Origin of the sequence: Streptomyces sp. NPDC005863, assembly GCF_042871345.1 — a bacterium.
In the GTDB taxonomy this organism is placed as follows: Bacteria; Actinomycetota; Actinomycetes; order Streptomycetales; family Streptomycetaceae; genus Streptomyces.
In genome coordinates this window covers 1005017-1028260 of record NZ_JBIAII010000001.1, presented here as the reverse complement: position 1 = coordinate 1028260, position 23244 = coordinate 1005017, and the positions used below count along the sequence as shown (strand labels likewise).

At 71.6% G+C, this 23244-nt stretch carries 18 protein-coding genes; 12 read left to right on the top strand and 6 right to left on the bottom strand.

The features are described from left to right. Positions 1 to 10: 10 nt before the first annotated feature. On the top strand, positions 11 to 652 hold the full coding sequence (locus ACFYO9_RS04410) for a TetR/AcrR family transcriptional regulator C-terminal domain-containing protein (RefSeq protein WP_358776723.1): 642 nt from the start codon (positions 11 to 13) through the stop codon (positions 650 to 652). Positions 653 to 722: 70 nt separating this feature from the next. On the opposite strand, the gene ACFYO9_RS04405 is transcribed toward ACFYO9_RS04410, so the two are convergent. The 3 genes from ACFYO9_RS04405 to ACFYO9_RS04395 are packed head-to-tail and all read right to left on the bottom strand — an operon-like array spanning position 723 to position 4269. Next, entirely contained in the window at positions 723 to 1868 is a 1146-nt protein-coding gene (locus ACFYO9_RS04405; protein ID WP_358776722.1) for an acyltransferase, read from the bottom strand. Further along, on the bottom strand, positions 1865 to 3295 hold the full coding sequence (locus tag ACFYO9_RS04400) for a polysialyltransferase family glycosyltransferase (protein WP_358776721.1): 1431 nt from the start codon (positions 3293 to 3295) through the stop codon (positions 1865 to 1867). The genes ACFYO9_RS04405 and ACFYO9_RS04400 overlap by 4 nt, the downstream gene beginning before the upstream one ends. Continuing rightward, the gene (locus ACFYO9_RS04395; RefSeq protein ID WP_358776720.1) at positions 3292 to 4269 is read right to left on the bottom strand and encodes a glycosyltransferase family 2 protein; all 978 of its coding nucleotides are present in this window, start codon (positions 4267 to 4269) and stop codon (positions 3292 to 3294) included. Before ACFYO9_RS04395 ends, ACFYO9_RS04400 begins: the two co-directional genes overlap by 4 nt. Positions 4270 to 4467: 198 nt before the next feature. On the opposite strand from ACFYO9_RS04395, the gene ACFYO9_RS04390 reads away from it, so the two are divergent. From ACFYO9_RS04390 to ACFYO9_RS04375, 4 genes are read left to right on the top strand one after another with little or no spacing between them, the layout of a single operon-like run. Next, positions 4468 to 5817, top strand: a complete 1350-nt coding sequence (locus ACFYO9_RS04390; protein WP_358776719.1) for a DUF6716 putative glycosyltransferase — start codon at positions 4468 to 4470, stop codon at positions 5815 to 5817. A 26-nt stretch (positions 5818 to 5843) separates the two neighbouring features. Next, positions 5844 to 7202: an N-acylneuraminate cytidylyltransferase gene (locus tag ACFYO9_RS04385; RefSeq protein WP_358776718.1), complete on the top strand. Its 1359-nt coding sequence runs from the start codon at positions 5844 to 5846 to the stop codon at positions 7200 to 7202. Between the two features lie 14 nt (positions 7203 to 7216). Further along, positions 7217 to 8176 (top strand): N-acetylneuraminate synthase family protein, encoded by a 960-nt coding sequence (locus ACFYO9_RS04380; protein ID WP_358776717.1) that lies wholly within the window; start codon positions 7217 to 7219, stop codon positions 8174 to 8176. Between the two features lie 38 nt (positions 8177 to 8214). Then, complete coding sequence (locus ACFYO9_RS04375) at positions 8215 to 9324, top strand: hypothetical protein (RefSeq protein ID WP_358776716.1); 1110 nt, start codon at positions 8215 to 8217, stop codon at positions 9322 to 9324. A 20-nt stretch (positions 9325 to 9344) separates the two neighbouring features. Here the strand turns inward: ACFYO9_RS04375 and ACFYO9_RS04370 are convergent, their stop codons facing one another. The 3 genes from ACFYO9_RS04370 to ACFYO9_RS04360 form a co-directional block, all read right to left on the bottom strand. After that, the gene (locus tag ACFYO9_RS04370; RefSeq protein ID WP_358776715.1) at positions 9345 to 9773 is read right to left on the bottom strand and encodes a protein-tyrosine phosphatase family protein; all 429 of its coding nucleotides are present in this window, start codon (positions 9771 to 9773) and stop codon (positions 9345 to 9347) included. Positions 9774 to 12827: 3054 nt separating this feature from the next. Beyond that, a complete protein-coding gene (locus ACFYO9_RS04365) occupies positions 12828 to 14030 on the bottom strand; it encodes a serine hydrolase domain-containing protein (protein ID WP_388665950.1) in 1203 nt (400 codons plus the stop codon). A 99-nt stretch (positions 14031 to 14129) separates the two neighbouring features. Next, on the bottom strand, positions 14130 to 14411 hold the full coding sequence (locus ACFYO9_RS04360; RefSeq protein ID WP_358776714.1) for an Imm50 family immunity protein: 282 nt from the start codon (positions 14409 to 14411) through the stop codon (positions 14130 to 14132). Positions 14412 to 14530: 119 nt separating this feature from the next. On the opposite strand from ACFYO9_RS04360, the gene ACFYO9_RS04355 reads away from it, so the two are divergent. The 7 genes from ACFYO9_RS04355 to ACFYO9_RS04325 all read left to right on the top strand — a co-directional run bounded on the left by ACFYO9_RS04355 (position 14531) and on the right by ACFYO9_RS04325 (position 23244). Beyond that, positions 14531 to 15853: an amidohydrolase gene (locus ACFYO9_RS04355; RefSeq protein WP_358776801.1), complete on the top strand. Its 1323-nt coding sequence runs from the start codon at positions 14531 to 14533 to the stop codon at positions 15851 to 15853. 264 nt (positions 15854 to 16117) lie between these two features. Continuing rightward, positions 16118 to 17212 carry a BMP family ABC transporter substrate-binding protein gene (locus ACFYO9_RS04350; protein WP_358776713.1) on the top strand — a complete coding sequence of 365 codons (1095 nt, stop codon included), beginning with the start codon at positions 16118 to 16120 and terminating at the stop codon, positions 17210 to 17212. A gap of 261 nt (positions 17213 to 17473) precedes the next feature. Further along, positions 17474 to 18526, top strand: coding sequence for a BMP family ABC transporter substrate-binding protein (locus ACFYO9_RS04345; protein WP_355803559.1), 1053 nt, complete (start codon positions 17474 to 17476; stop codon positions 18524 to 18526). Between the two features lie 290 nt (positions 18527 to 18816). Continuing rightward, complete coding sequence (locus ACFYO9_RS04340) at positions 18817 to 20427, top strand: ABC transporter ATP-binding protein (RefSeq protein WP_355804201.1); 1611 nt, start codon at positions 18817 to 18819, stop codon at positions 20425 to 20427. Continuing rightward, positions 20424 to 21566, top strand: a complete 1143-nt coding sequence (locus ACFYO9_RS04335) for an ABC transporter permease (protein WP_355803557.1) — start codon at positions 20424 to 20426, stop codon at positions 21564 to 21566. Before ACFYO9_RS04340 ends, ACFYO9_RS04335 begins: the two co-directional genes overlap by 4 nt. Next, complete coding sequence (locus ACFYO9_RS04330; RefSeq protein WP_355803555.1) at positions 21563 to 22828, top strand: ABC transporter permease; 1266 nt, start codon at positions 21563 to 21565, stop codon at positions 22826 to 22828. Before ACFYO9_RS04335 ends, ACFYO9_RS04330 begins: the two co-directional genes overlap by 4 nt. Beyond that, a complete protein-coding gene (locus ACFYO9_RS04325; RefSeq protein WP_355803554.1) occupies positions 22825 to 23244 on the top strand; it encodes a cytidine deaminase in 420 nt (139 codons plus the stop codon). Before ACFYO9_RS04330 ends, ACFYO9_RS04325 begins: the two co-directional genes overlap by 4 nt.

The window sequence follows — 23244 nt, the reverse complement described above, 5'->3', positions numbered from 1 at the left end:
AGTTGTCAAGGTGGCTACGACGAAGCTGGACCGCACCCGGGTGGCGCGCACCGCGCTCGACCTGCTGAACGAGACCGGGCTCGAAGGGCTCACCCTGCGCGCGATCGCCCGGCGCCTGGACGTCAAGGCGCCCGCGCTGTACTGGCACTTCAAGGACAAGCAGGCGCTGCTCGACGAGATGGCCACCGAGATGATGCGGCGGATGGCCGACGAGTTCCTGAGCACGCCGGACCCGGACTGGCGCACGGCCGTCACCACCGCGATGTGCGGCCTGCGCGGCCATCTGCTGCGCTACCGCGACGGCGCCAAGGTCTTCAGCGGCACGCGCTACACGGACCTGTCGTACGCGGCCCCCATGGAGGCGATGCTGCGCGTGCTGAACGAGGCGGGGTTCGCCCCGGAGGCGGCCGCGCGGGCCTGGTTCACCGCGTACAGCTACACCATCGGGTACGCCATCGAGGAGCAGTCCACGCTGCCCGACCCGGCGCGCGGCGAGGAGGACGGCGAACTGGCGGCGCGCGCCGCGCGGCTGGCCGCGTATCCGCTGATCGCGGCGGCGGGCGACGAGATGTTCCGCGCCCACGACCGCGGCTTCGAGACGGGTCTCGCCGCGGTCGTGGCGGGGATCGGGGCGACGCTGTTCGAGGGGTGAGGGCGGCGCGCGTCGGGCGCAGGGTGAGGCCCGCGTGCGTCGGTCGCAGGGTGAGGCCCGCGCGCGCCGGTCAGCGGGCGAGTCCCCTGCGGATCAGCGGAGTCAGGCGTTCCTCCACGCAGCGGTGCAGGAACCACGCCAGGGCCAGCATCGCGGCGAACGTCAGCCCGAACGTGGCGTACGACGGCAGGCCGAGGCGCCGGTGCAGCGCCTCGACCGTCACCCAGCCCAGGTGCTCGTGCACCAGGTAGAACGGGTACGTCAGCGCGCCCGCCACGGTCAGCCAGCGCCAGTTCGCCCAGTGCACATGACCGAGGGCGATGACGAGCACCGCGGCGAAGCCGGCCGTCACCACGGCGATGATCACGTAGGCGGACCGGTAGGAGAAGAGGTCCGGGTTCGGCGCGTGCCACAGCCGATCGACCGCGTAGTGCTGGCCGATCAGCCAGCTCACCCCGGTGATGCCCCACGCCGTGAGGTCGCGGCGGTCCCGGTGGATGAGGTAAATGCCGATGCCGCCGACGAAGAAGGGCGCGTACTCCGGCATCAGGACCAGGTCGAGCAGCGGCTGGCCGGCGCCCTCCGCGACGGCCGCCGCGAGCGTCCACACGGCGCAGAACAGCATGACGCGCGCGCGGGTCGCGCCCGGCAGCACCACGCACAGCGCGAACAGCGCGTAGAAGCGCAGCTCGGCCCAGAGCGTCCAGCACACGCCAAGCACCCGGTCCGCGCCGAGCGGTTGCTGCAGCATGGTGAGGTTCACCAGCGCGTCGCTCGGCGCGACCGTCTCGTACGCCACGACGGGCAGCGCGAAGACCGCCGTCACCAGCAGGATCGCCGCCCAATAGGCGGGCAGCAGCCGGGATGCGCGGGAGGCGAAGAACGAGCGCAGCGGCCTGCCCCACCCGCTCATGCAGATGACGAAGCCGCTGATCACGAAGAAGATCTGCACGCCCAGGCAGCCGTACGCGAACCATTCGCTGGCCGTCGGGAACTGCTCCCTGGGCGAGCTGCCCCAGGCCCGCGCTATCTCGCCGTCGCGGCCGCCGTAGTGGTAGGCGGCGACCATCAGGGCGGCGACCAGGCGCAGGCCGTCCAGGGCGCGCAGCCGGGGCTTCCCGCGGGTGGGCCGGGCGGTGTGGCCGGCGGCGGGAGCGGACACCGCGGCGGGTATCGCGGCGGGCCCTGCGGTGTCCGTGGTGGCGGGCGGCGTCATCCGAGCGCGGTCCGCTTGAGGGAGCGCTGCACCGAACGCGCACGGCGGGCCACGCGGCGGACGGCCGCGTTGCGCGGGATGAACGCGAGCTGCGCGGGGACGCCGCCGGGCAGCGCGAGCGCGGTGAGGCGGCGCCGCTTGAAGTAGCGCCAGGTGGCGGGGGTGAGGTTCCGCGCGAGGTAGCGCTCGGCGTCGGGGCGCAGGCCCGGGTAGATCTGCGGCTGCATAGCGAAGCCGACGGCCTTGAGGAGGTGGGTCAACTCGCCGGTGCCCAGGGCGCTTTCCTGCGACGCGACGGCCGCCCGGTCGGTGAGCTCGGGCAGCAGCGCGTCCACGATGGTGACCGGGACGCGGTTGCTGTTCTGGTACGGCGCGAGGCGCTCCAGGAGCAGGTCCGTGCCGGTGCGGGCGGCGGGCAGGCCGTAGAGCGCGGAGGCCGTGAGCAGCGCCGTGGAGAAGCAGCCGATGACGAGCGCGGGCCGCATCCGCTGGTAGAGGACCTCGGCGAGTACGGGGGAGTCGAGCACCGTGAGCTCGACGCCGATCTTGTGGGCCTCCTTCTCCAGGGCGCGCGACCAGCGGGCCGGCGCCGTGGGGTGGGGCTTGAACACCACCTGCTTGTGGCCCAGTTCGGCCGCGCCGCGCACCATGCGGATGTGCAGCTCCTCCTCTTCCTCGGGGGTGAGGATGGAGAGCGCGGAGAGGTACTGGCCGAGGACGAGGGCGGGGCCTTCGAGGCCGGGGCTTGCGAGGGCGGGGCCTTCGAGGCCGGGGCTTGCGAGGGCGGGGCCTTCGAGGTCGGGGAGCAGGCCCGCCGACCCGGCCTCGTCGTCCGCGAGTTCGGCCAGGACCCGTACGAACGCGTCGGTCGGCACGACCTCCGGCCGCACCCCGAACTCGGTGAGGAGCAGCGGCGTGAGCCCCGGCACCAGGTCCAGGTGGAGCAGGCGGCGCACCCGGGTGCCGACCAGCGGGTCGATCTTGTTGCGGGTGGGGCCGTAGCTCATCAGGCCGTCGGCGTAGACGTCCACCGGGACGCCGGTGAAGATCTGCGCGAGCGCGAGCGCGGGATTGACCTGGATGGACTCGACGGCCAGTTCGACGTCGTCGTCACCGAGGTCCCAGAGCAGCCGGATGTACCGCTCCCACAGCACGACGTCGTCGCCGCGCGGCGCCCAACCACCGGGATGGAAGGGGGAGATGGTCTCGTTCCAGGACCGCACGTCGTCGAACCGGCCGCGCAGCCGCGCGAACCCCGGCATCTCGTCCAGCGGCGGCGTCGTCTCGGGCGTCGCCGCGTTGTTGCTGACCAGCAGGATGCGCCGGTCGGCGGCGCCGAAGCGGCCGGCGTCCAGGGCGGCGGCGAGGGTCGCGGCACCGTACAGCGTGGACGCGAAGAAGATCTGCGTCGTGCGGCGCGCGCTCACGCGGCCACCTCCGCCGTCACCGGGCGCCGCCGCAGCCTGCGCAGCCGGGTCGCCCGCGGGACGTCCATGGAGTCGAGCGCGTCGTCCAGCACGCCCTGCGGCATCCGCTTCAGCGCGGCCGCACTCATTGACTTCAATTTCCGCGCCACGGATGGCTCGAACCTTTCGATGGATCCCAAATGGTGGGAGATGATCGCACAATACGTACGGACGGCCTTCGGCAGGAGTTCGTCCGCGTCCCGGTCCGCCGCGGTCTCCCGCACCACCTGGTCGAATGCCTTGATGAAATCGAGCTGGCGGACATCGCCGATCTGCGTCAGCGACGAGGCGACCCCGCGCCGGTAGAACACCCCGAGCAGGCTCACCGCCGCGAAGGACTCCGCCTCGCGGTGCAGCCGCCAGATCCACGGCCGGTCCTCCGCGGTGCGCAGCCCGTCGGTGAAGTGCAGCAGTCCCCGGTCGGCGAGCCGGCGGTGGTAGATGCCCGCCCAGGCGTACGCGTAGTCGACGGACGTCGAGCGGTCGGCGGGCAGGATCACCTCGCGCGGGTCCATCACGACGTCGCGCCTGCCGTGCGGCACACGGTGCACGGTGCGGGCCCGCGCCGTGCACTGCACATGGTCGGTGCGCACGAAGTCGCAACCCAACTCCTCGATGGCGTCGACGAGTTGACCGTAGTAACCGGGGGCGAGCCAGTCGTCGCCGTCCAGGAAGGTGAGGTACTCGCCGCGCGCCGCGTCGAGGCCCGTGTTGCGGGCGGTCGCGAGGCCGCCGTTCGTCTCATGTCTGAGGTGGACGGCGCCGGGAAGCTCGCGCGCCGCACGCTCCAGGATGTCCGGGGTCTCGTCGCGCGAGCAGTCGTCGACGAAGATGAATTCGAAGTCGTCACGTGCGTTCGCACGCAGACTCCGCAAGGTGTCGGGGGCGTATTGCTGCACGTTGTAGAACGGCACGATGACGGAGAGCTTAACCACGTGGGTGACGTTAAGTGTCGGCACGTCATTCGGGTCGACCCGCGGTGGGATGACAGGTGAACGACGTATGGCGGAATGGTTAACCAGGACGCCGGAAAGGCCGTCCCTGGGCCGATTCGCCATTCGTCGGCGTGCTGTTAACCGTTTGTTGCACCTGAGTTGGGCCGCGAATCGAATTGCCTTCCTAGCGTCTGGGACGTGCCAGCAAGCAACCAGAACCCGCTGCGGGTCGCCGTCCTCGCCGACTCCGATACGCGATGGAAATGGGGCGCCCTCACGGCGGACCGCATCGTATCGGGAGCCAGGGCCGAGGGCCTCCGGCTCGACGGGTACCTGCTCCGCGGCCGGGCCACTCCCACCCCCCGGCAGCTCGACGAGGTGGGCGTGCGCGCGGACTCCCTGCGCGAGGTCACCGCCGTGGAGTTCCTGCGCGAGACGGAGCGGGACGCGCCCGACGTGATCGTGCTCGCCCTGGTGGGCGGCGCGGTCCAGGCGGTGCTGCACGGACTCGCCCGTGTCACCCGCGACGCCCGCCTCAGCGGCGGCCCGGCGCGCCGCCCCGTGGTCGTCACCGGCTACGTCGGCGTCGTCTACGAGAAGCTCGCCGACGGCCTCCTCCTGCGGCACGGCGCGGACGTCGTCCTCGCCAACTCCCGCCAGGACGCCGAACGCTTCCGCGCGGTGTACGAGGGGGTGGGCGCCGACGCCTCCGCGGTCACGGAGGCCGCGCTGCCGTTCCTCGGCGGCGCCCCGTACGAGAAGAAGAACGACCCGTACACCGTCGTCTTCGCCGCCCAGCCCTCCGTGCCCGAGACCGCGGCGCACCGCGGCTACCTGCTGCGCAGGCTCGCCGAGCACGCCCGCCGCCACCCCGACCGCGAGGTCCTGCTCAAACTGCGCAGCAGGCCCGGCGAACACACCACCCACATCGAGGAACTGCCCTACCAGAAGCTGGCGCAGCGCCTCGACGGCGGCCTTCCCGCCAACTGCCGCCTCGTCTACGGGCACATGGGCGAGGTCCTGGACCGCACCGACCTGCTGGTCACCGTCTCCTCCACGGCCGCCCTGGAGTCCCTGCACCGCCGCATCCCCACCGCCGTCCTCACCGACCTCGGGGTGCGCGAGGCGCTCGGCAACCACCACTTCACCGGCTCCGGGTGCCTCGCCTCCTGGGACCAGCTGGACGCGGGCCATCTGCCCGTGCCCGACGAGCGCTGGCTGGCCCGGCAGGGCGTCGCCGCCGACGGGGCGTACGAGAGCGCCTTCGACGCGGCCCGCGAGCGCGTCGCCGAGCTGCTCACCGGGGCGGCCGCCGGCGGTCTGGCGCCCCTCGCCCCCTACTACGGCCTCACCACGGCCCGCGGCTATCTGCCCGGCATCCTCGCCCGCCACCACCTCGGCCCGGACGGCGAACCGCTGCCGGGCGCCCCCGCGGCCGACCGGGACCCCGGCCCCGTACGGCAGATCGTGCGCCGCGCGGCCCGCGGGGCCTACCGCCACGGAGTGCAGCGCGTGGCCCCCGTCATCCGGCGGATGGGCGAGCTGTGAGCACCCACCCCCTCCAAGGAGCCCCCATGTCCCACCCCGGCCCGGCCGGTACGCCCGGCACGACCGGTACACCCGGCACGACCGGTACGCCCGCTGCGCCCCGCCGCGTGCTCGCCGTCATCCCCGCCCGCGGCGGCTCCAAGGGTGTGCCCGCCAAGAACCTCGCCCCGGTCGGCGGCGTACCGATGGTGGCCCGCGCCATCCGCGCCTGCACCGCCGCCCGGCACGTCACCGACGTCGTCGTCTCCACCGACGACCACGTGATCGCCGAGACGGCCCGCGCCGCGGGCGCCGAAGTGGTCCTGCGCCCCGCCGCCATCGCCGGCGACACCGCGACCAGCGAGGCCGCCGTCCTGCACGCCATGGACGCCCACGAGGCGCTGCACGGCGCCCGCGTGGACGTCGTCCTGCTCGTCCAGTGCACCAGCCCCTTCCTCACCCCCGAGGACGTCGACGGGGTGGCCGCCGCCGTCACCGAGCACGGCGCGGACACGGCCGTCACGGTGGCGCCCTTCCACGGCTTCATCTGGCGCGACGCGGCCGACGACGCCACCGACGCCGCCACCGGGCTCCCCGCCCAGCGCACGGACGCCCGCGGCGGCACCGCGACCCTCGCCAACTCGGCCCGCACGCGCGGCGGTTACGGCGTCAACCACGACAAGTCGTTCCGCCCGCGCCGCCAGGACCGCCCCCAGGACCTCCTGGAGACCGGCGCCGCCTACGCCATGGACGCGGCCGGCTTCCGCACCCAGAAGCACCGCTTCTTCGGCCGCACCGAGCCCGTCCGCACCGACCCGGCGCGGGTCCTCGAGGTCGACGACCCGCACGACCTGGCCCGCGCCCGCGCGCTCGCCCCCCTCTTCGACGCGGCCCGTCCCGGGGACGAGGCCGCCCTCCCGACCGCCGCCGACATCGACGCGGTCGTCCTCGACTTCGACGGCACCCAGACCGACGACAGGGTGCTGATCGACTCCGAGGGACGGGAGTTCGTCTCCGTGCACCGCGGCGACGGACTCGGCATCGCGGCCCTCCGCAGGAGCGGCCTGGACATGCTGATCCTGTCCACGGAACAGAACCCGGTCGTCGCCGCGCGCGCCAGGAAGCTCAAGCTCCCGGTCCTGCACGGCATCGACCGGAAAGACCTCGCACTGAAGCAGTGGTGCGAGGAACAGGGCATCGCGCCCGAGCGCGTGCTCTACGTCGGCAACGACGTCAACGACCTCCCGTGCTTCGCCCTCGTGGGCTGGCCCGTGGCGGTCGCGAGCGCCCACGACGTCGTACGCGGCGCCGCACGCGCGGTCACCACCTCCCCCGGTGGTGAGGGCGCGATCCGAGAGATCGCCACCTGGATCCTCGGCCCCTCTCTCGACTCCCTCCACAGTTAAGGACTGTTCCTGCCATGAGCTCCAACAGCACCGTCACCTCCATCGGCGCCGACTCCCGCCTGCGCCGCTTCGGTTCGAAGACGGCCGGTCCCGGTCAGCCCGTGTACATCACCGGCGAGATCGGCATCAACCACAACGGCGACCTGGAGAACGCGTTCGCGCTCATCGACGTGGCCGCCGACGCCGGCTGCGACGCGGTGAAGTTCCAGAAGCGCACCCCGGAGATCTGCACCCCGCGCGACCAGTGGGACATCGAGCGGGACACCCCCTGGGGCCGCATGACGTACATCGACTACCGCCACCGCGTCGAGTTCGGCGAGTCCGAGTACCAGGCCATCAGCGAGCACTGCGCCAAGCGCGGCATCGACTGGTTCGCGTCCCCGTGGGACACCGAGGCCGTCGCCTTCCTGGAGAAGTTCGACCTGCCCGCCCACAAGGTCGCCTCCGCGTCCCTCACCGACGACGAGCTGCTCCGCGCCCTGCGCGCCACGGGCCGCACGATCATCCTCTCCACCGGCATGTCGACGCCGAAGCAGATCCGCCACGCGGTCGAGGTGCTCGGCTCGGACAACATCCTGATGTGCCACGCCACGTCGACGTACCCGGCGCAGGCGGAGGAGCTCAACCTCCGCGTCATCAACACCCTGCAGGCCGAGTACCCGAACGTCCCAATCGGCTACTCCGGCCACGAGACCGGCCTCCAGACCACCCTCGCCGCGGTCGCCCTCGGCGCCACCTTCGTCGAGCGCCACATCACCCTCGACCGCGCCATGTGGGGCTCCGACCAGGCCGCGTCGGTGGAGCCGCAGGGCCTGACGAGGCTGGTGCGGGACATCCGCACCATCGAGGCGTCCCTCGGTGACGGCGTCAAGAAGGTCTACGCGTCGGAGCTCGGCCCGATGAAGAAGCTGCGCCGCGTGGCCGGTGTCGTCGCCGAGGCGGAGTCCGCCGAGGCCGAGCCGGTCGCGGTCTGACCGCGCGGACCGCGCTGACGGGAGACGGACACCCAACGATGAGCCCCCGAGTCGGCCGTGGCGCCGACACCACAGCCGCGCCGGCCGGTGCGGACTCCACGCTCGCCTTCGTGGAGAGCCCGGTCCAGCTCCTGAACGTCCTGGAATGGGCGCACGGGGCGGGCGCCACCGGCCCGGCCGGGGGCCTCACCGTCGTCGTCCTCTCCCCGAACGACCCGATGACGCGAGGCCAGTTGCGCCGGATGGCGCAGCTCGCCCGCGACGAGGGCGTCGCGGTCCGCTGGGAGGAGGCGCGCGGCGGTGCCACCGCGCCCTTCCACACCATCGGCGGGCTCACGGGCCCGCTGCGCAGGGCCGACCGGATCGTCATAGGTGACCCGTTCTCCCGCTACGTACAGCTCCTGCTCACCATCACCCGGGCCCGCTCCCTGGTCGTCGTCGACGACGGCACGGCCACCATGGAGTTCATCTCCCAGCTGGCCCGCGGTGAGCGGCTGCAGCGCTGGCACCGCAAGGGCGGCCGCCCCGGCCCCCGGGACCTGGTCTTCGCGCCGGTCTCCGCCTCGGCGCGGCGCCGCCTCACGCCCGGCGGGGCCCGCAGGGTGGAGGTCTTCTCCTCCATGCCGATCGACAGTGCGCCGGACGGCGTAGAGGTCACGGTCAACGCCTTCGCCTGGACCAGGGAACGCTTCGGTCCGCCGCGCGTCAGCAAGGGCGCCGACCTGGTCGGCACGTCCCTCGTCGAGACCGGCGTGGTCGACCTCGACCGGTACGTGGAGGCGGTCCGGGCGCTGTCCCGCACCCACGGCGCCACCCGCTACTTCGCCCACCGCCGCGAGAGCTCCGAGAAACTCCACCGGCTCGCGGTCGAGACCGGCCTCCAGGTGGTCCGCCCGGACCTCCCCCTCGAACTCATTGCCCGCCGCGGCCCCATCGGCCGTACGATCCTCAGCTTCCCCTCGACCGTCGTCCACACGCTGCCGCTCGCGCTGGCGGGTACGGAGGTGAAGGTGGCGGTCTGCGACATCGACCCGGCGTGGCTGACGGAGACGGCGTCGCCGCGCGCGCAGGGGTTCTTGTCCGGTGTCACGGGGACGGCGCGGGATGTGCACCGTCTGACGTCGGTACGGCACGTGGCGCCGGCGTGACCGCGGGGCCCTACGGGGTCCTATGCGGTGAACCGTGCCACGTACCGCCGCTGCCACGGGGTCTCCACGGCGTGCCGGTCATAGTGGGCACGTACGTACTCGACCGCCTCGTCGGCAGGCACCCCGTCGAGGACGGCGACACAGGCGAGCGCGGTCCCGGTCCGCCCGCGCCCCCCGCCACAGGCGACTTCGACGCGCTCGCCGGCGGCGCGCGTCCACACCTCGCGCAGCATGGTGCGCGCCTGCTCGCGGTCGCTGGGCAGCCGGAAGTCGGGCCAGCGCAGCCAGTGGGACTCCCACGGGACGTGGGGAGGCGGCTTCCCCAACAGATAAACCCCAAGCTGCGGCGACTCCCCCTCAGGCACCCCCCGCCGAAGCCCGCGCCCGCGCAGGAGTCGCCCGGAGGGCAGGGGGAGGATGCCGGGTGCGTCGGGTTGCCAGGTGCTCATGGGCGAGGGGGCTTGTTGCGTACGGGGACGTCCATGCGGGGGAGGATAGCGAGCCGGGCTCGACCCTTCGCTGGCCCGGCCCCTTCGATTCCGACCGGGGCCGCCGGGGTGTGAGCGGAGTGTGGCGTCTCCGGGCCGGCAGCGAAGGGCGCTCCCTGCGGTCGCGTCGGCTTCGCCGATTCCGCTGCGCTCCACCCTTGACTCCCACCCCTCCACCGCAGGCCGACGGACACTGCTGGGATGGGCCATCACGTTTCGCTGCCGGGTACGGCCCATCTCATCGTGGGCGGGGGCCACGGTAGGGGTGGGGCCTGGAGGTCACCCTTCGGTGGCCCGGTGCCTTCGATTCTTACCGGGGCCGCCCGGGGTTTTGCGGAGTGTGGCGCCTCCGGGCCGGGAGTAAAGGGCGCTCCGCTGCGCTACGCGTCGGCTGCGCCGATTCCGCTGCGCTCCACCCTTGACTCCCGTCCCTACACCGCGACTTGAACTTCGACCCGGACGGCCAGGGGTGAGGCGGCGGGCTCTGCTGGGATGGGTCATCACGTTTCGCTGCCGGGTGCGGCCCGGTCCATCGTGGGCGGGTGCCACGGTGTGAGCTCGGCCCACGGCCGGTGTGGTCGGGTCATCGGCTTTCGCTGCCGGGTGCGGTCCGGCTCATCGTGGGCGGGGGCCACGGTCGGGGCTCGGCCCGGATGTCACCCTTCGCTGGCCCGGTGTCTTCGATTCTTACTGGGGCCGCCCGGGGTTTTGCGGAGTGTGGCGCCTCCGGGCCGGCAGTAAAGGGCGCTCCGCTGCGCTACGCGTCGGCTTCGCCGATTCCGCTGCGCTCCACCCTTGACTCCCGTCCCTTCACCGCGACTTGACCTTCGACCCGGACGGCCAGGGGTGAGGCGGCGGACCTCTCTGCTCGGGTCATCACGTTTCGCTGCCGGGTGCGGCCCGGCCCAACGTGGGCGGGCGCCACGGTGCGAGCTCGGCCCACGGCCGGTGTGGTCGGGTCATCGGCTTTCGCTGCCGGGTGCGGACCGGTCCATCGTGGGCGGAGGCCACGGTGCGTGCTCTGCCAGCCGCGTGGCATCGCCGCTCGGGTCATCACCTTTCACCGCCGGGTGCGGCCCGGTTCAGCGTGAGCGAGTCCCACGGTGCGGGCTCGGCCCGTCGCTCGGTCGCGCCGCTCGGGCCATCGGCTCTCGATGCCGAGGGTGACCCGGCCCATTTTGGGTGCGGACTAGAGCTGCGGCTCGGCCGGCCACGCGGCGTCGCTGCCCCGGTCACTAGCTCTCGCCGCTGGGCGCGGACCGGCTCGTCGTGGGCGGGCATCAGGATCGCGGCTCGGTCCGCCATGCGGCCACGCCGCCCGGGACATCGGCTCTCCCGGTCGAGTGCCGACCATCCCGTCGTGGGCGGACGTCAGGATCCGAGCTCGGCCACCCACGCGGCCACGCTGCTCGGGTCATCGGCTTTGCGCTGCCGGGTGCGACCCGACCCCCTCGTGGGCGCGGGCTAGGGCTGTGGCTCCGGCTGTCCACGCAGGTCGCCGCTCGGGTCATCGGCTCTCGCAGCCGGGTGCGCGGGGCGGGTTGTCGTGGTCGGGCACCTCCTTCGGCGAAGTTGCGAATCGAGATGCCGCGCGCCCCCTCGCCAGGGCGAATGCGCCCCCGGGGACGTAAGCCCGCCTTCTGACGTCAGGCCCGTCGGCGTCCCACCCCTTCCCCTCGGTTACCTACTTTGGGAAAGTTGCGAAGCGGTTCCTCGCGCGCCCCCTTGCCACTCCCCGCGCGCCGTCCAGCGGGTGGTCGATCACAGGGTCCGGCCCCCTCCGCCCAGCCCGGTGGCCCCACCGACCCCATCCGCCCCACACACCTCATGTGCCACGAGAACCCACCAGTCCCACGATCCCCACGGCCCGCAGAGGACCCACCCACCCCATTCCCTTCGGCGGATGGAACGATCCCAAGGGCGCTCGGGTGGTGACAGGGGGGCGTGCGGCATATTCATTCGCAACTTTCGCAAAGTAGGTGCAGGCGCCGGGACGGCAGTCCCCTGCCCCGGGCAGCGCATTGACGGTGACACCTGCCGACGATGGGCCGGCCCGCACCCGGCAGTGCGAGCCGATGACCCGAGCGGGGATGCCGGACGGCGCCGACCAATGGTCCGCGCCCCACGATGGACCGGACCGCACCCGGCAGCGCGAGCGGATGACCCGAGCGGGGACGCCGTGCGGTGAGCCGAGCCCGCGCCGGGGACGACACGTGATGACCCGAGCGGCGAGGCCGCCAGGCTGGCCGCACCCGCATAGTGGGCCCCCACTCACGATGGACCGGACCGCGCCCGGCAGCGTGAGCCGATGACCCGAGCGGGGAGGCCGCGCGGCTGGCCGAGCTCGCACCGGGGCCTCCGCCTACGATGGATTGGTCCGCACCCGGCGGCGAAAGTCGATGACCCGCCCACACCGGCCGTGGGCCGAGCTCGCACCGTGGCGTCGGCACACGATGGACCGGTCCGCACCCGGCGATGAAAGGTGATGACCCGAGTGGGGATGCCGCCGGGGTGGCCTCCGCCCACGATGGACCGGTCCGCACCCGGCCGCGAAAGCCGATGACCCGCCCACACCGGCCGTGGGCCGAGCTCGCACCGTGGCGCCCGCCCACGTTGGGCCGGGCCGCACCCGGCAGCGAGACGTGATGACCCATCCCAGCAGAGCCCGCCGCCTCACCCCTGGCCGTCCGGGTCGAAGGTCAAGTCGCGGTGTAGGGACGGGAGTCAAGGGTGGAGCGGAGCGGAATCGGCGCAGCCGACGCGTAGCGCAGCGGAGCGCCCTTTACTCGCGGCCCGGAAGCGCCACACTCCGCAAAACCCCGGGCGGCCCCGGCCACCAGCAAAGGCACCGGGCCAGCGAAGGGTGACCTCCAGACCGCGCCCCCACCGTGACCCGCGCCCACGATGGCCCGGCCCGCACCCGGCCGCGAAACGTGATGACCCGGGCAGAGGCACCCGCCGGCCCGGAACCGCCACACTCCGCAAAACCCCGGGCGGCCCCGCCCACCCCCAACGTCACCGCCCCACCAACGTCCCCCTTCCCCACCCCACCCCACACAGCGCCGACTCGACGACCCGGTCCACGCGGGCCCTGTCCGCCTCCTCGTCCAACTGCCTCGTCACCGCCACATTCGCCGCCCGCCCATCCTCCGTGGCCCCGCCCCGCGTCTCGTAACCCGGAAAGCTCCCCCCATGACCCCAGTACAGGCCCCCGCACGGCAACGGCTTGCTCACGAGCCCCAGGCCGTAACGCGCGCCGGGGCCGAAGGTCTCCTCCGCGGGGACCGTCCTCCGCATCTGGGCGAGTTGCGCCCGCGGCAGGAGGTCCCCGTCCAGGAGCGCGGTGAAGAAGCGGTTCAGGTCCGAGTCGGTGGAGATGAGCTGACCCGCCGCCCACCCCCACGAGGGATCCGTCTCCGTGACGTCCAGCAGCGGCGCGTCCGCCGACGCCCGGTAGTAACCCTTCGGGTGGGGGCCCCGGATCGTCGCGTCACGGGGAGCGGGGAAGTACGTGTGGCGCAGGCCGGCCGGCCCGATGACGCGCCGCTCCATCTCCTCGGCGAGCGAGTGCCGCGTGACCTTCTCGACGATCAGGCCGGCCAGCACGTAATTCGTGTTGCTGTACTTCCACGTCTTGCCGGGCTCGGACTCGGACTCGTGCCGCAGCGCGATGTCGACGAGTTCGCGCGGCGTGAAGTACCGGACCTCCTCGCCCAGGTACGCGCTGTAGTTGGGGAGCCCGCTGGTCTGCTGGAGGAGATGGCGGACGGTGATGGCGCGCCCGTCGTTGCCGTGGCCGCGGACCAGGCCCGGCAGATACGTGTCCACCGGGGCGTCGAGGCGGACCCGCCCCTCGGCGACCAGTTGCAACACGACCACCGCGGTGAACGCCTTGGTGTTGCTGCCGACCCGCACCCGCCCGTCCCGCGGTACCCCCGCCCCACTCACCGCGTCACCGACCCCCGCCGTGTAATCACGGGTACGCCCGTCCCGGCCCACGACGGCGGCGAGCGCCCCGGGCGACCCGCCCGGCCCCACCAGCGCGCTCAGCCCCCGCTGCACCGGGTCGGCCCGCCCACCGCCCGCCGCTGCGGGGGGTGCGAACGCCCCCAGCGTCATGGCGCCGACGAGCAGGGCGACCGCAGCCTGCCCGGTTCGACGCCGACCACCGCGTCGCCGCTGAGGAGAACCGATCTTCTGAGATGCATGATCACGCACGGGTCAACTCCTGAAAAACCATGGACCGCCATCGGAAACGTGCCGATGACGTTCTGCCGGTCCCAGCGTGTCCCGCGCCGCCTCGGGTGATCGATCCCGCTACCCGGTGGGTCGAAGTGGGGTTAACCCTCCGAGCCGCCCGAGGCCGTACGCGCCGTACCGTTCAGGTACGCGGACATCTTCGCGATGTACGCGGACGTCCCGCAGCCCACTGAAGACGAGCTCGACCTGGACGGTGTCGTAGCCGTGAACTTGCCACTTCTTCGGCGCGACCGCTGGGTACTCGGGCAGATCGAGTCGCAGGCCGAGCCGTGGACCGTCACGGTCCAGGGAACTGCTGCGCGACCCCCATCCCCCGTAAGGGCGAAAGAGCTTACCCACCGCGACCAGCCGTCATGCGCCATGTCGCCAGAAAATCTTCCCCTAACGGGCTGAACTTTTGTTGATCGTGGGTCAGTTGGCCGGTTCGTCGCCTTACCCTTCAAAGGGTGAACCAACTGATGTCCCGTGCGTCCGAAGAGGTGTCCGACGACGTGTCCGAATCGGAGTCCGCACCGGCGGACACGCTCCCCGGCGCGCTGCCCGAAGCGCTCCGCGCCGAACTGGTCGCCTTCCGCCGCGACTTGCACATGCACCCCGAGCTCGGAAACCAGGAGTTCCGTACCACCGCGGCCATCAAGGCCCGGCTGGAGGAGGCGGGCCTCGCGCCCCATGTGCTCGCCGGGGGCACCGGGCTCATCTGCGACATCGGCACCGGCACCGGCACCGGCGCCGCCACCGGAACCGGCACCCGCAGCGGTACCGGCGCCGCCACCGGCACCCGCACCCCCACTTGGGACGGCGTGCGCCCCATGCTCGCCCTGCGCGCCGACATCGACGCGCTGCCCATCCCGGACACCAAGCTCGGCGTGCCCTACCGCTCCACCGTGCCCGACCGCGCCCACGCCTGCGGGCACGACGTGCACACCACCGTCGTCCTGGGCGCCGGCCTCGTCCTCGCGGAGCTGGCCGAGCGCGGGGAGCTGCCCCACCCCGTGCGGCTGGTGTTCCAGCCCGCCGAGGAGGTGCTGCCGGGCGGCGCCACCGACGCCATCGCGTCCGGCGCCCTCGACGGCGTCGGCAAGATCCTCGCCGTGCACTGCGACCCGCGCGTCGACGCGGGCCGCATCGGCGTCCGGCACGGCGCCATCACCTCCGCCTGCGACCGCCTGGAGGTCACCCTCGGCGGGCCCGGCGGCCACACCGCCCGGCCGCACCTCACCACCGACCTCGTCACCGCCGCCGCCAAGGTCGCCACCGAGGTCCCCGCCCTGGTCGGCCGCCGCGCCGACGCCCGCTCCGGGCTCTCGGTGACCTGGGGCCGCATCGAGTCGGGCCACGCGCCGAACGTGATCCCGCAGCGCGCCGAGCTCTCCGGGACGGTCCGCTGCCTGGACCTCAGGGCCTGGCGGGACGCGCCCGACCTGGTGCACGGCGCCGTCCAGGAGATCGCCGACCTCTACCGCGCCAAGTGCGAGATCAACTACATCCGCGGGGTGCCGCCGGTCGTCAACGACCCGCTGGTCGCCGAGCTGCTGCGCGACTCCATGTCGGCGCGGCGCGGCCCGCAGTCCGTCGAGGACACCGAGCAGAGCCTGGGCGGCGAGGACTTCTCCTGGTATCTGGAGCGGGTCCCCGGCGCCATGGCCCGGCTCGGCGTGCGCAGGCCGGGGGAGCGCACCGTCCGCGACCTCCACCAGGGCGACTTCGACGTGGACGAGTCGGCGATCACCGCGGGCGTCGAACTCTTCACCGCCGCGGCCCTGTTGGACGCGGGGCGCTGACGTAGCGAGGTGCCGGAGGGCCGGGTGCGTACGACCGTTCACGCGGACGCACCCGACCCTCCAGGCCCTCCAAGGCCCTCCAAGCCCTCCAAGGTTCTCCACGGTCCTCCCAAGCCCTCCGCGCCCATCGGCACGAACCCCCGCACACAGCAGCACGAAGAGGTAACAGCACCGCGAAAACCCGTTCCCCTCCCTTTCTACGCGCGTTAATGTGCGCCGAAATCAGCGCCGTACACGGCGCGTTGACGATCAAGGGGTGCTCCTGTGCGTCGTCTCTCTTCACGGAAATCTCGCGCCACTCACATCACCGCCACCCTCGCCGTGCTCGCCCTCGCCGCGGCCGGCTGCGGCAAGACCAGCGACGAGGCCTCGCAGGACGACGGCAAGGACAAGGGCTCCGCGGGCTCGTCCTCGTACAAGGGCAAGGGCATCGGCCTCGCGTACGACATCGGCGGCAAGGGCGACCAGTCCTTCAACGACGCCGCCTACGCGGGGTACGCGAAGGCCCGCAAGGAGTTCAAGGTCGGCGGCGTCGACATGGAACCCGGTGACGGCGAGTCCAGCGCCGACAAGATCCAGCGCCTCGAACAGCTCGCCAAGCAGGGCTACGACCCGGTCGTCGGCGTCGGCTTCGTCTACGCGCCCGCCGTGGAGGCCGCCGCCAAGAAGTTCCCGAAGACCACCTTCGGGATCATCGACGACAACACCGTGAAGGCGGACAACGTCGTCGACCTGGTCTTCCACGAGGAGCAGGGCTCCTATCTCGCGGGGGTCGCCGCCGCGAAGACGAGCAAGGCCAAACACGTGGGATTCGTCGGAGGAGTGGACATTCCGCTCATCCACAAATTCGAGGCCGGATTCGTGCAGGGCGTGAAGTCCGTCGACCCCAAGATCGAAATCGAGAAGCGGTATTTGACGGAAAAGCCCGAGGAGGGCGGATTCTCCAGTCCGGACCGCGGCCAGAACGCCGCGAGCGGACAGATCGAGGCCGGCGCCGACGTCATCTACCACGCGGCGGGGCTCTCGGGGCAGGGCGTCATCCAGGAAGTCGGCTCGCAGAAGAAGTGGGCCATCGGCGTCGACTCCGACCAGTACCGGCAAAAGGCCCTCGCCAAGTACAAGCAGTACATCCTCGGCTCCGCCTTCAAGGACGTCGGCGGCGCGGTGTACGACCTGACCAAGTCGGTCGTCCAGGGCAAGCCCATGAAGGGCGAGCAGCGCTACGACCTGAAATCCGGCCGCGTCGGCTTCTCGGACTCCAATCCGAAGTACCGGGCGATGAAGGACGTCGTCGCCGCCGTCGAGAAGGCCAGGAAGGACATCGTCAGCGGGAAGGTCGAGGTCAAGATCGTTCCATAGCGCACGGTCCGGGACGTTTTACGTAGTACTGCGTGTGGCTACTGGGCGCCCCCATGAGGGGGGCGCCCACCCGTCGTTCGGGTCCCCGACACCCCGTGGCCACAGCTCGATAACGGACCGGACAGAAGGGTTCTTATGTCAGGTCTACGCGCGTTACGCTGCGGCGAAATCAGCGCCAGGTGAGGTGCTGACGCTTCGGGCGCGATCCCACGCCTGTGCTTGTACGTGCTTGTGCTTGCTTGACTCAAGGAGTTCGTCTCTATGCGCCGGGTGTCTCGAATAGCTGTCGCGGGCGCCGCGACCGCCGCTCTTGCCGTTTCCGTCTCCGCCTGTGGTGGCACGTCCAGCGACGCCGCCGCGAGCAAGGACGACAAGAACAAGGGCGTCGCCATCGCCTACGACGTCGGCGGCGCCGGCGACCAGTCCTTCAACGACGCCGCGACCGTCGGCATGAAGAAGGCCGCCAAGGAGTTCAAGACCGGCGAGAAGGCCGTCGAGCCGGTCGACGGCGAGTCGGACGCCGACAAGGCGCAGCGCCTGACGCAGCTCGCGAAGCAGGGCTACAACCCGGTCGTCGGTATCGGCTACGCGTACGCGCCCGCCATCAAGGAGGTCGCGGCGAAGTACCCGAAGACCACCTTCGGCATCGTCGACGACGAGACGGTCAAGGCCGACAACGTCTCCGACCTGGTCTTCAGCGAGCAGGAGGCGTCCTACCTCGCGGGCGTCGCGGCCGCCAAGGCCACCAAGTCCAAGACCGTCGGCTTCGTCGGCGGCGTCGACGTCCCGCTGATCCACAAGTTCGAGGCGGGCTTCGCGCAGGGCATCAAGGACACCGACCCCAAGGTCAAGCTGGTCAAGCAGTACCTGACCGAGAAGGCCGAGGACGGCGGGTTCTCCAGTCCCGACAAGGGCAAGACCGCCGCGCAGGGCCAGATCGAGAAGGGCGCCGACGTGGTCTACCACGCCGCCGGCCTCTCCGGTCAGGGCGTCATCGAGGCCGCCGCCGCCAAGAAGGTCTGGGCGATCGGCGTCGACTCCGACCAGTACAAGCAGGACGCCCTCAAGAAGTACAAGAAGTACATCCTGACCTCGGCGACCAAGGACGTCGCGGGTTCGGTCTACAACCTCGCGAAGGCCGTCGAGGACGGCTCGGCGAAGGGCGGCGTCGTCCGCGCCGACCTCAAGTCCGGCGGTGTCGCGCTCGCGGCCTCCAACCCCGAGTTCCAGAACATGAAGGATGTCCAGGCCGCGCTGAAGAAGGCCGAAGCGGGCATCAAGGGCGGCAAGATCAAGGTCAAGACCACGCCGTGACGGCGCGGCGGCCGTGCGGGCCGCCCTGCCCGCTGCCGTGACGGCAGCGTGATTCTCGTGCGACGGGGTGTGGGGGACGATGGTTCACCCGCGCCCCGTTCGCGCGGACCCGAAGTGGAGCCACCTCACATCCACAGCGGACCCAAGCTCGAACGCCCGCGCCGGCGTGGGTCGTTCGAGACCGGGGAGCCCCGACCCGGGGACCCCCACGAGCAGGGGCACTGCGCGCGTAGGCGGCCCCTTTCCCTCCGGCCCTTTTCAGGCCTTCCGGCCCCCGAGGAGAGTGCGCCATCGACGCGTCCACCAACCCTCCGCCCATCACCAAGGCGTCAACCGCCCCCGATGGCACCGCCGTTGAGCTCAACGGCATCACCAAACGCTTCCCGGGCGTCGTGGCCAACCACGACATCCACCTGACCGTCCGCAGAGGCACCGTGCACGCCCTCGTCGGCGAGAACGGCGCGGGCAAGTCGACCCTGATGAAGATCCTCTACGGCATGCAGAAGCCGGACGAGGGCACCATCGGCGTCGACGGCGAGCAGGTCGCCTTCGCCAGCCCCGCCGACGCGATCGCGCGCGGCATCGGCATGGTGCACCAGCACTTCATGCTCGCCGACCAGCTGACCGTCCTGGAGAACATCGTCCTCGGCAGCGAGAAGCTGCACGGCATCGGCGGCGCGGCCCGCCGCAAGATCGCCGAGATATCCGAGCGGTACGGGCTCGGGGTGCGCCCCGACGCGTACGTGGAGGACCTCGGCGTCGCCGACCGGCAGCGCGTGGAGATCCTCAAGGTCCTCTACCGCGGCGCCACCACGCTCATCCTCGACGAGCCGACGGCCGTGCTCGTGCCGCAGGAGGTCGACGCGCTCTTCGACAACCTGCGCGAGCTGAAGTCCGAGGGCCTCGCGGTCATCTTCATCTCCCACAAGCTGGGCGAAGTCCTCTCCGTGGCCGACGACATCACCGTCATCCGGCGCGGTACGACGGTCGGCACGGCGATCCCGTCCGAGACGACGCCGCGCCAGCTCGCCGAGCTGATGGTGGGCAGCGAACTGCCCACCCCCGAGACGGCGGAGTCGACGGTCACCGACCGGCCGATGGTCCAGGTGGAGAGCCTCAAGCTGCTCGCCGACGGTGAGTCGGGCCGCGCGCTGCTCGACGACATCTCCTTCACGATCCACGAGGGGGAGGTCCTCGGCATCGCGGGCGTGGAGGGCAACGGGCAGACCGAACTGATCGACGCGCTCATCGGCCTCAAGCACGCCGACTCCGGCGTGATCCGCATGGCGGGCGACGACATCACCGCCGTCCCCACCCGCAAGCGCCGCGAGGACGGCATCGGGTACATCCCCGAGGACCGCCACCGCCACGGACTCCTCCTGGAGTCCCCGCTGTGGGAGAACCGCATCCTCGGCCACGTCACCGAGAAGCCCAACGCCCGCGGCTTCTGGCTGGACCCGAAGGCCGCGCAGGCCGACACCCGCCGCATCGTGGCGGAGTACGACGTCCGTACGCCCGGCATCGACGTGACCGCCGCCTCGCTGTCCGGCGGCAACCAGCAGAAGCTGATCGTCGGCCGCGAGATGAGCCACAAGCCGCGGTTCCTGATCGCCGCCCACCCCACCCGCGGTGTGGACGTCGGCGCGCAGGCGCAGATCTGGGACCAGATCCGCGAGGCCCGTCGCGAGGGCCTCGCCGTCCTGCTGATCTCCGCCGACCTGGACGAGCTGATCGGCCTCTCCGACACCCTGCGGGTGATCTACCGCGGGCGGCTCGTCGCCGACGCCGACCCGGCCACCATCACGCCGGAGGAGCTGGGGTCGGCGATGACGGGTGCCGCCTCCGGACACCTGGAACACACCGAGTCCGGTGACGGCTCCGAGGAGGACGAGACCCGATGAAGAAGTTCGACAAGGAGCGGGTGCTCCTCGCGGTGGCCGGACCGGTCATCGCGCTCGTCGTGGCCGTGGCGCTGACCTCGGTCGTGCTGCTCGCCTCGGGCAAGAACCCGATCGAGCCGTACACCCTGATGCTGGAGCAGATCTCCTACTCCGACGTGCAGGTCCTGACGATCAACCAGGCCGGCATGTACTACCTGGCGGCGCTCGCGGTGGCCATCGGCTTCCGCATGAACCTGTTCAACATCGGCGTGGACGGCCAGTACCGCCTCGCCGCGATGATCACCGCGGTCGTCGGCACGCACGTCGCGCTCCCCGCGCCGCTGCAGATCCCGCTGCTGATCGCCGTCGCCATGCTCACCGGCGCCTTCTGGGCCGGCATCGCGGGCATCCTGAAGACCACCCGCGGAGTGAGCGAGGTGGTCGCCACGATCATGCTCAACTCCATCGCGACGAGCGTCATCGGCTACCTCACCCTCACCGACAACTTCGGCGTCCCGGTCGGCAACAACCAGACCACCGGCGTGATGGAGAAGTCCGGCTGGTTCCCCGGCATCGGCATGGGCGCGTCCGGCGAGATCTACGGCTTCGTGTTCGTCGCCGTCCTCGCGGGCGTCCTGTACTGGCTGGTCCTCAACCGCACCCGGTTCGGCTTCGACCTGCGCGCCACCGGCGCCTCCCAGTCGGCCGCCGCGGCCTCCGGCGTGAACGCCAAGCGGATGGTGCTCACCGCCATGCTGCTCTCCGGCGCCATCGCCGGGCTCTCCGGCCTGCCGATCCTGCTCGGCGACACCCACACCTACAGCCTCAGCTTCCCGGCGGGGCTCGGCTTCACCGCCATCGGCATCGCGCTGCTCGGCCGCAACAACCCGGTGGGCATCGCGCTCGCCGCGCTGCTGTGGGCCTTCCTGGACAAGGCCTCGCCCGCCCTCGACTACGCGACCCCGGTCTCGTACGACAAGGAGATCGCGGTGATCATGCAGGGCCTCATCGTGATCGCGGTCGTCGTCTCCTCCGAGTCCGTACGCCGCTGGGGTCTGCGCCGCCAGCAGCGCCGCGTCGGTGAGGAACTGGCCGCCGCCGCCCGCGCGAACGGCAAGAACGGCAACAACGACTCCGTGAAGGAGGTGGCTGCCCGATGAGTACGGCATCCGTGGCCAAGCCCCCGGCCAAGCAGCCCGCTCCGGCCGGCCGCAGCCGCATCTCGCTCCCCGTCCTCCTGCTGATCATCGCCGGCGTCCTGGTGCTGACCTCCGTGGTCCGCATCATCACCGGCGCCGACGGCATCACGTCCACCGGGCAGATGTCGACGGCCCTCAAGCTCGCCGTGCCGATCGGCCTCGCCGGACTCGGCGGCCTGTGGGCCGAGCGCGCGGGCGTCGTCAACATCGGTCTGGAGGGCATGCTGATCCTCGGCACCTGGTTCGGTGCCTGGGCCGGCTTCCAGTGGGGCCCGTGGGTCGGTGTCCTGTTCGGCGTCCTCGGCGGCGCGCTCGGCGGTCTGCTGCACGCGATCGTGACGGTCACCTTCAACGTCAACCACATCGTCTCCGGTGTGGCCCTGAACATCCTCGCCCTCGGCGTCACCCGCTACCTCGCCACCTTCGCCTTCGAGGGCGAGGAGGGCGGTACGTCGAAGCAGTCGCCGCCCGTCGAATCGCTCGGGGACTTCTCCGTGCCGGGGCTCTCCGACTGGCTGATGGACCTCAACGGCAAGCACTGGTTCCTGGTCTCCGACCTCGCGGGTCTGCTCGGCGGCCTCTTCACCAACCTGTCGCCGCTGACCGTGGTCGCCGTCGCGATGGTGCCGCTGAGCTGGTGGGTCCTGTGGCGCACCGCGTTCGGCCTGCGCCTTCGCTCCTGCGGCGAGAACCCGGTCGCGGCGGAGTCGCTCGGCGTCAACGTCTACAAGTACAAGTACCTGGCCGTCGTCATCTCCGGCGGTCTCGCGGGCCTCGGCGGCGCGTTCCTGTCCCTGGTCGCCTCCAACATCTACCTGGAGGGCCAGACCGGCGGCCGCGGCTACATCGGCCTCGCCGCGATGATCTTCGGCAACTGGATGCCGGGCGGACTCGCGCTCGGCGCGGGCCTGTTCGGTTACACCGACAGCCTGAAGCTCCGGGGTGGCGGCACCAACGTCCACGCGCTCCTGCTGCTGCTCGCGATCCTGCTGGTCATCGGCGCGGCCTACCTCGCCTGGCGCAAGCGGTACGTGCCCGCGGTGATCACCGCGGCCGTCTCCGCGCTGATGTTCCTGTGGTACGGCTTGACCGACGAGGTGCCCAACCAGGTCGTCACCGCCACGCCGTACGTGGTGACCCTGCTGGTCCTCTCGCTCTCCGCCCAGCGGCTCCGGATGCCGAAGGCGGACGGAATGCCCTACCGAAGGGGACAAGGCAAGTGACGGTTCCGCCCTCCGAAACCGAAGCCGACGCCGAGACCGACTGGGACGCCCTGCGGGAGGCGGCGCGCGAGGCCATGTCCCGCGCGTACGCCCCGTACTCGGGGTTCCCGGTCGGGGCCGCGGCCCTGGTCGACGACGGCAGGACGGTCTCCGGCTGCAACGTGGAGAACGCGTCCTACGGCCTCGGGCTGTGCGCCGAGTGCGGCCTCGTCTCCCGGCTCCAGATGACGGGCGGCGGCCGCCTCACGCACTTCACCTGCGTGGACGGCAAGGGCGACATCCTGATGCCGTGCGGCCGCTGCCGCCAGCTGCTGTACGAGTTCGGCGGCGCGGACCTGCTCCTGGAGACCTCATCGGGTGTACGGCCGCTGGGCGACCTGCTGCCGGACGCGTTCGGGCCCGAGCACCTCAACTGA

Bases quoted from the DNA above. Each gene is read 5' to 3' on its own strand.
- ACFYO9_RS04405 (WP_358776722.1), bottom strand. From the start codon at position 1,868: ATGACGCCGCCCGCCACCACGGACACCGCAGGGCCCGCCGCGATACCC.
- ACFYO9_RS04385 (WP_358776718.1), top strand. From the start codon at position 5,844: ATGTCCCACCCCGGCCCGGCCGGTACGCCCGGCACGACCGGTACACCC.
- ACFYO9_RS04380 (WP_358776717.1), top strand. From the start codon at position 7,217: ATGAGCTCCAACAGCACCGTCACCTCCATCGGCGCCGACTCCCGCCTG.
- ACFYO9_RS04375 (WP_358776716.1), top strand. From the start codon at position 8,215: ATGAGCCCCCGAGTCGGCCGTGGCGCCGACACCACAGCCGCGCCGGCC.
- ACFYO9_RS04370 (WP_358776715.1), bottom strand. From the start codon at position 9,773: ATGAGCACCTGGCAACCCGACGCACCCGGCATCCTCCCCCTGCCCTCC.
- ACFYO9_RS04355 (WP_358776801.1), top strand. From the start codon at position 14,531: ATGTCCCGTGCGTCCGAAGAGGTGTCCGACGACGTGTCCGAATCGGAG.
- ACFYO9_RS04345 (WP_355803559.1), top strand. From the start codon at position 17,474: ATGCGCCGGGTGTCTCGAATAGCTGTCGCGGGCGCCGCGACCGCCGCT.
- ACFYO9_RS04335 (WP_355803557.1), top strand. From the start codon at position 20,424: ATGAAGAAGTTCGACAAGGAGCGGGTGCTCCTCGCGGTGGCCGGACCG.
- ACFYO9_RS04330 (WP_355803555.1), top strand. From the start codon at position 21,563: ATGAGTACGGCATCCGTGGCCAAGCCCCCGGCCAAGCAGCCCGCTCCG.